This is a genomic window from Kitasatospora sp. NPDC058218 (genome assembly GCF_042882445.1).
Lineage (GTDB): Bacteria > Actinomycetota > Actinomycetes > Streptomycetales > Streptomycetaceae > Kitasatospora.
In genome coordinates, this window is the sequence record NZ_JBHVWC010000139.1 from 1 (window position 1) to 6,228 (window position 6,228).

5 protein-coding genes and 1 pseudogene are annotated in these 6,228 nt (G+C 73.3%); 3 read left to right on the forward strand and 3 right to left on the reverse strand.

Features of this window, described 5'->3' with window-relative positions; translation table 11 throughout:
* Positions 1-696 (forward strand): iron uptake transporter permease EfeU (efeU, locus tag ACFVYI_RS42060; RefSeq protein ID WP_387895352.1); only part of this gene is annotated, 696 nt, incomplete at its 5' end.
* Between the two features lie 96 nt (positions 697-792).
* On the opposite strand, the gene ACFVYI_RS42065 is transcribed toward efeU, so the two are convergent.
* The gene (locus ACFVYI_RS42065) at positions 793-1,071 is read right to left on the reverse strand and encodes a hypothetical protein (RefSeq protein ID WP_387895354.1); all 279 of its coding nucleotides are present in this window, start codon (positions 1,069-1,071) and stop codon (positions 793-795) included.
* Between the two features lie 224 nt (positions 1,072-1,295).
* Between ACFVYI_RS42065 and ACFVYI_RS42070 the strand changes: the two genes are divergently transcribed.
* A complete protein-coding gene (locus tag ACFVYI_RS42070; RefSeq protein WP_387895357.1) occupies positions 1,296-2,486 on the forward strand; it encodes an FAD-dependent oxidoreductase in 1,191 nt (396 codons plus the stop codon).
* Between the two features lie 287 nt (positions 2,487-2,773).
* Positions 2,774-3,421 (forward strand): HNH endonuclease family protein, encoded by a 648-nt coding sequence (locus ACFVYI_RS42075; protein ID WP_387895360.1) that lies wholly within the window; start codon positions 2,774-2,776, stop codon positions 3,419-3,421.
* An 84-nt stretch (positions 3,422-3,505) separates the two neighbouring features.
* On the opposite strand, the gene ACFVYI_RS42080 is transcribed toward ACFVYI_RS42075, so the two are convergent.
* Together ACFVYI_RS42080 and ACFVYI_RS42085 are read right to left on the reverse strand one after the other, a co-directional pair.
* Positions 3,506-6,070 (reverse strand): ABC transporter permease, encoded by a 2,565-nt coding sequence (locus ACFVYI_RS42080; protein WP_387895363.1) that lies wholly within the window; start codon positions 6,068-6,070, stop codon positions 3,506-3,508.
* Positions 6,071-6,126: 56 nt separating this feature from the next.
* A pseudogene (locus ACFVYI_RS42085) lies at positions 6,127-6,228 on the reverse strand (ABC transporter ATP-binding protein); the annotation flags it as partial.

Consider the following 6,228-nt stretch of genomic DNA (forward strand, 5'->3'; position numbering starts at 1 on the left):
ATGGCCTTCGGCGCGGTCCTGCAGTTCGGGTCCTCGCAGCTGACCTTCGAGGCGCAGGAGGCGCTCGGCGGCACGCTGTCGATCGTCTCGGTCGCCCTGGTCACCTGGATGGTGTTCTGGATGCGGCGCACCGCCCGGCATCTGAAGGCGGAGCTGCACGGCAGGCTGGACGCGGCCGTGGCGATGGGCACCTTCGCGCTGGTGGTCACCTCGTTCCTGGCGGTGGGCCGGGAGGGGTTGGAGACGGCGTTGTTCATCTGGTCGGCGGTGCAGGCCACGGACGACGGCTACAACCCGGTCATCGGGGCGGCGTTGGGGCTGGCGACGTCGGTGGTGCTGGGCTGGTTGTTCTACCGGGGCGCGCTCAGGATCAATCTGGCGAGGTTCTTCACCTGGACCGGTGCGATGCTGGTCGTCGTCGCGGCCGGTGTGCTCGCGTACGGGGTGCATGATCTCCAGGAGGCCGGCTGGTTGGGCGGTCTGCACACGCTGGCCTTCGACATCAGCAGCACCGTCCCCAAGGACAGCTGGTACGGCACCTTGCTCAAGGGTGTGTTCAACTTCCAGCCCGACCCGACGGTGCTCCAGCTGGTCGTCTGGGCGCTGTATCTGATCCCGACGCTGGCGGTGTTCTTCGGCCTCGTCGGCGCCAAGCCCGTCGCGCCGCAGGCCGGCTCCGCGAAGACGACCGCCTGACCCACGGCCCCGCCCACCACGGCACTCCACCGCCCCGCCCGGCACCCACCGGACGGGGCGGTTCGGCATTTCCGGGGGCTTTGCGCCGCCGATCGGCTACCGGAAGGGGCCGTAGGTGAACAGGAAGACGATGAAGACGGCGAGACCGATCGCCGTCATGACCCAGCGTGCCACCGGGATCTCCTGGCGCGGGTACTCCGCTTCGTGCTCCTGCCCGAGGTGCCGCTCGGCCTTGCCCCGCGCCCCGGCCACCGACCACTTGCTGTAGCCGCAGGTGTCGCAGACGACCCGCACGGAGTTGGGCCGGCGGGAGACGATCCGTACGACGTGCTGGTGCCCGTCCGGATCCTCGCCCGTCACTCTGCTGTGCTCCATGGCCCGCCCCCTCCGGCATCCGCGCTTCGTACCGGAACATCGTGCCACGCGGTACCGACAACGGGATCCGGCCGGGCGTGAGGCAGGTCACACCGCAACGGCGGTCCGAGGGTGCAACTGGACGGGCGCCGCCGTCGTACTGACGGGTGGACGGCCCGGCCGCGCGCCGGGCTCCGCGGGCCCGGCGGGATCCACCGGGCCCGCCCCGGACGGACGGAGTGCGGATGGACGCGGACGTGGTGGTGGTGGGCGCCGGCCCGGTGGGCCTGAGCGCAGCTCTCCTGCTCGCCCGCGCGGGGCTCTCGGTGGTGGTGCTGGAGCGCCGGCCGGGGCCGGTCACCGAGTCGCGCGCGACGGACCTGCACGCGCGGACGCTGGAGGCGCTGGCCCCGAGCGGTCTGGCGGAGTCGCTGCTGCCGCTCGGTCGCCGGGTGGAGGCGGTGGAGCTGTGGGCGCAGCGGCGACGGCTGGGCGGGTTCGGTACCGCAGGCCTGCGCACGCCCTATCCGTACATCCTCACCGTGCCGCAGTGCAGCACCGAGGGCCTGCTCGCGGAGCGGGCCGCGCAGCAGGGCGTGCGGGTGCACCGGTCGACGCCCGTGCGGTCGATGGCGGAGGACGCCGACGGGGTCACCGTCCGGCCCGAGGGGCTGGACCCGGTGCGGGCCCGCTGGGTGGTGGCCGCGGACGGCGCCGCCAGCACGCTGCGGGCGCTCACCGGGACGGCGTTCCGGGGGCGGACGTACCCGGGTGGGTGGCAGCTGGCCGACCTGCGGGTGACGGATCCTTCGCTGGACCCCGCCCGGGTCCACATGGTCGGCGGGCCGCGCGGCCTGCTCGTCGTGCTGCCGATGCACCTCGACGGCTGGGTCCGCGTGGTGCTGCACCGTCCTGCCGTGGGGCGGGCGGCCGACGGTCCCGACGGCCCCGGCGCCGAGAGTACCGACGGTCCGGCCGCCCTGGTGGCCGAGGCGGCCGTCCGGGGGTGGACGGCGGCCGTCCACGAATGCCGCTGGACGAGCACCTTCCGCACCCATCGACGGCTCGCCGCGCGCGGGGGTCCGCGGCGGATCCTGCTGATCGGCGACGCCGCACACGTCTGCAGCCCGATCGGCGGACAGGGCCTCAACCTCGGTCTGCGCGATGCGGTTTCGCTCGCCGCCGTACTGCCCGGGGCGACCGCGCGGCGCGGCGCCGGTCCGGCCGCCGAGCCCCTCGCGGCCTGGCGGCGGGCTCGCCGCGCGGAGGCGGTGGGCGTCCTCGCCCGCACCGATCTCGCGACCCGTGCCTGGACGGTGCGCTCCGGTCCCGCCCGCGCCGCCCGGGACGGCGTCCTGCGCGCGGTCCTCGCCACCTCGGCGGGCCGGCGCCTGCTCGCCGAGTCCGTCGCCGGCCCGTACGGCGTGCGTTCCTGAGGCCTGGCCCACCCGCCCTGCGCTCCCCGCGCCCCGCCCCTGAGCCCGGCGCGCGGGCCGCACCCCGGTGCGCTGGCGGTGCGGCGCCCTGCCGCGCGCGGCGCCGCGTAGCGCCGTGCAGCACACCTCGGCGCCGTGCAGCGCCCCGCTCCGAGCTGACCACCGGTCAAAAAGTTCACCTCCAGGGTCTACCCGCGTAAACCCCTGTCGCGCCATGCTGGTTGCCAGCCCGGGCCGCTCCGCCCGGGGGCTTCCGCCTGCCCTCACAACGATTCTGGAGTCCCCGTATGCCTGCGATACGCACGCTGCACCGCGCCCTGCCGGCCGCCCTCGGCGCCCTGCTGCTCGCCCTCACCGCCCTGCTGGCCGGCGCCGGTAGCGCTCAGGCCGCCCTGCCCACCCCGGTCTCCGCCGCGACGGCCCGCTCGTACCTGGCCTCCCTCCCGGCGACCGCGGAGTCCCACGACGACACCTACGACCGGACGCTGTTCCCGCACTGGATCACCATCTCCGGCACCTGCAACACCCGTGAGACGGTCCTCAAGCGCGACGGCAGCGGCGTGGTCACCGACTCCGCCTGTGCCTCCGTCAGCGGCAACTGGACCTCGGTCTACGACAACGTGACGACCACCAACGCCTCGTCCTTCGACATCGACCACCTGGTGCCGCTGGCCGAGGCCTGGCGTTCCGGCGCCTGGGCGTGGACCACGGACCAGCGCAAGGCCTTCGCCAACGACCTGACCCGCCCGCAGCTGATCGCCGTCTCCGCGAGCTCCAACCGCTCCAAGGGCGACCAGGACCCGGCCCACTGGCTGCCGCAGACCTCCTACCGCTGCACCTACGCCCGCGCCTGGGTGCAGGTGAAGTACTTCTACGGCCTGACCGTGGACAGCGCCGAGAAGAGCACGCTCACCTCGATCCTCAACGGCTGCTGACGAATCGTATCTGCGCGAAAAGCGCCGCCCGCCGGGACGTTCCCGGCGGGCGGCGCTCTCGGTTCTGCGCGGTGGGGCGGGTGGCTAAGCGCTCTTGATCGCGCCCAGGATGTCCGTCCGGGCGGCCCGGCCGGCCGGCCAGACGGCGGCGAGCAGACCGATCAGGGCGGCGGCGACCAGGAAGCCCAGGATCTGGACCGGCGGCAGCACGGTGGTGATGTTCTTGAAGGAGTCCGCCATCGTGCGGTTGCCCGCCCAGGCGGTGACGATGCCGAGCAGGACCCCGACCACGCCGCCGAACAGCGCGATCATCAGCGACTCCAGCCGGACCATCCGGCCGACGCCGCGCCGGTCCAGGCCGATCGCCCGCAGCATGCCGATCTCCCGGCGGCGTTCGAACACCGACATCGCCATGGTGTTGACGACACCCAGGACCGCGATCACCACGGACATGCCCAGCAGGCCGTACATGATGTTCAGCACGGCGGTGACCATCTGGCGGTTCTCCGCCTTGATGTCCTTCTCGCCCTTGACGGCGATCAGCGGGTTGCCGCCGGTGGCGTCGCGCAGGGCCTGCTTCAGCTTGGCGTCGGCGCCGTCGGCACCCTTGACCAGGACCTTCTCCAGCCCGGTGCCGGGCGCGGCGTGCGGGCCGACCACGGAGTCCGGGGCGATCAGGCCGGCCAGCGTGGTGGTGGACTCCAACACGCCGCCGACGGCCAGCGAGCCCTTGACGCCGTCCGGGTAGGTGACGGCCAGGGTGTCGCCGACCTTGAGGCCCAGGCGCTCGGCGTAGCCGGAGCTGACCAGCACCTTGCCCTGCTTGAGCGCGTCCGCGCTGCCCGACGTCACCGTGATGGTGGCCAGCCGGTCGATGGTCGTGGCGTCCACGCCGGTGACGTACTCGGTGTCGCCGTCGGCGCCGTGCTCGACCGGGACGGTGCGCATGACGCTCATCGCGCTGACCCCGGGCGTCCGGGCGACCTGGGTGGCGACCTCGGGCGAGAGCATCGAGTAGTTCTGCATGGCGACGGTGTAGTCGGCCTTCATGTCGCTCGCGGTGGCCTCGTCCACGGCCTTGTTCACCGAGGCGCCGACCACGGTCAGCGCGGTGATCAGGGTGACGCCGATGGTGAGCGCCGACGCGGTGGCCGCGGTGCGGCGCGGGTTGCGGACGGCGTTCTCCCGGGCCAGCACGCCGGGCGTGCCGTACAGCTTGCGCAGCAGCGGGGCGAACAGGGCGATCAGCGGCCGGGCCAGCAGCGGCGTCAGCACGAAGACGCCGATAAGCAGCGTGCCGGCGCCGAGGCCGACCAGCTTGCCCTCCTTGGCGGTGGATCCGGCCAGCAGGGCGCCGACGCCGGCCGCGGTGAACAGCAGGCCGATCGCGTTGCGCACCCGCAGGCTCTTCTGCGAGGCGGGCTGTTCGACCGAGCTCATCGCCGCGACCGGGGCGATCCGGGCGGCCCGCACGGCCGGAAGCCAGGCGGCCAGCACGGTCACCACGACGCCGATGCCGACCGTGGCGATCACCGTGGACGGGGCGATCACCAGCGGGCCGTCCGGCAGGTTGGCCTCCATCGGGCCGTTCAGCAGCGAGCGCAGGCCGGTGGCGATGCCGATGCCGGCGAGCAGGCCGGCCACCGAGGCGGTCAGGCCGACCAGCATCGCCTCGACCAGCACGGACAGCACGATCTGCTTGCGGCGCGCGCCGACGGCGCGCAGCAGGGCGAGTTCCTTGGTGCGCTGGGCGACCAGCATGGTGAAGGTGTTGGCGATGATGAAGATGCCGACGAAGAGCGCGATCGCGGCGAAGGCGAGCAGCGCGGTGCTCAGGCCCTTGGTGCCCTGTTCGATCATCCGGTCCTGCTCGTCGGCGAGTTGGCGGCCGGTCTTCGCCTCGATCGGGCTGTCGCCCTGCGGGAGGGCCTGCTTGACGGCGGCGAGCAGCGCGGTGTCGTCGGCGCCGGGCCCGCCCTTGACGTCGATCTCGCCGAACCGGCCCGGGCTCAGGTAGAGCTGCTGGGCGGTCGGGGTGTCGAAGGCGGCGAGCGAGCCGCCGGAGGCGACGCGCGGGTCGTTGGTCCGCAGGGTGCCGGTGAGCTTCAGCTCCATCACCGGGCCGTTGACGGCGACGCGGACGGTGTCGCCGACCTTGTAGCCGCCCTTCTCGGCGGTCCTGGCGTCCAGCGCGATCTCGCCCGAGCCGCGCGGGCCGCGGCCGTCGACGAGCGGGTAGCGCGGGTCGGTGCCGTCGGCGCCGGGCACGTAGTTGGTGCCGGTGGTGGAGAAGCCGTCGCCGATCAGCGCGCCCTTGCGGTCGGCGATGCCGGCGAAGCCGGTGACCACGCCGCGGGCCTCGGTGGCGCCCGGCAGCGCCGCGACCGCCTTGCGCGTGTCCTCGGTCAGGGTGGGCCCGGCGGTGCCCCTGCCACCGAGGTCGTACCCCTTGCCGACGGCGTCGCGGTCGCTGATGGTGACGGCGATGTCGGTGTAGCTCCTGGCGCTCTGGGACTTGAGCGCGTTGCCGAGGGTGTCGGTGAAGACGAGGGTGCCGGCCACGAAGGCGGTGCCGAGCATGACGGCGAGGACCGTCATCAGCAGTCGGGCCTTGTGGGCCAGCACGTTGCGCAGTGCGGTGCGGTACATGAGGGAGTGTCAGTCCTGAGGGTCTGGGGTGATGTCGGCCTACGCGGGGACCGGACCTAGTTGGTGCGGCCCTTGGCGTCGAAGCGGCGCATGCGGTCCAGGACGGTGTCGGCGGTGGGGTTGGCGAGTTCGTCGACGATGCGGCCGTCGGCGAGGAA